The sequence below is a fragment of the Pseudomonas sp. 86_A genome (genome assembly GCF_017491705.1).
GTDB classification, from domain to species: Bacteria; Pseudomonadota; Gammaproteobacteria; order Pseudomonadales; family Pseudomonadaceae; genus Aquipseudomonas; species Aquipseudomonas koreensis.
This window is the reverse complement of record NZ_JAFGYS010000110.1, coordinates 1-485: the sequence shown is the minus strand read 5'-3', so window position 1 is coordinate 485 and position 485 is coordinate 1. Positions and strand designations below refer to the sequence as shown.

Here is a 485-nt window from a genome sequence, read left to right as displayed (position 1 = left end):
GTATCAACGCAGAGTACATGGGCCTTCTTCACGCCCGCGCTGATCTTGTCGACCACTTCCTTGGGCAGGCCCTTCGGACCGAGGATGCCGTAGTAGGCCATGCGGTTCACCGGCTCCAAGCCCACTTCCTTGAAGGTCGGCACGTTGGGCAGTGCAGCCAGGCGCTGCGGCGCCGACACCACGATCGGGATCAGCCGGCCGCTCTGGATGAAGGGCATGGCCGAGGGGATGTTGTCGAACATGATCGGAACCTGGCCGGCCACCAAGTCGTTCAGGGCCGGGCCCGCGCCGCGGTACGGGATGTGCGTGTCGAAGGTGTTGGTCAGGCTCTTGTAGAGCTCCATCAGCAGGTGGCCGATGCCGCCCGTGCCCGACGAGGCGTACGAGTACTTGCCGGGGTTCTTCTTCAGCTCGGCCACGAACTCGGCGTAGTTCTTGGCCGGGAAGCTCGGGTTGACCGCGATGATGTTCGGCGTGGCCGCGAT

General features: G+C 64.5%; 1 protein-coding gene. It reads right to left on the bottom strand.

Features of this window, described 5'->3' with window-relative positions:
* Nucleotides 1-485: tripartite tricarboxylate transporter substrate-binding protein (locus J5M57_RS28240; protein ID WP_279381969.1), on the bottom strand; the 485-nt coding region annotated here is incomplete at both ends.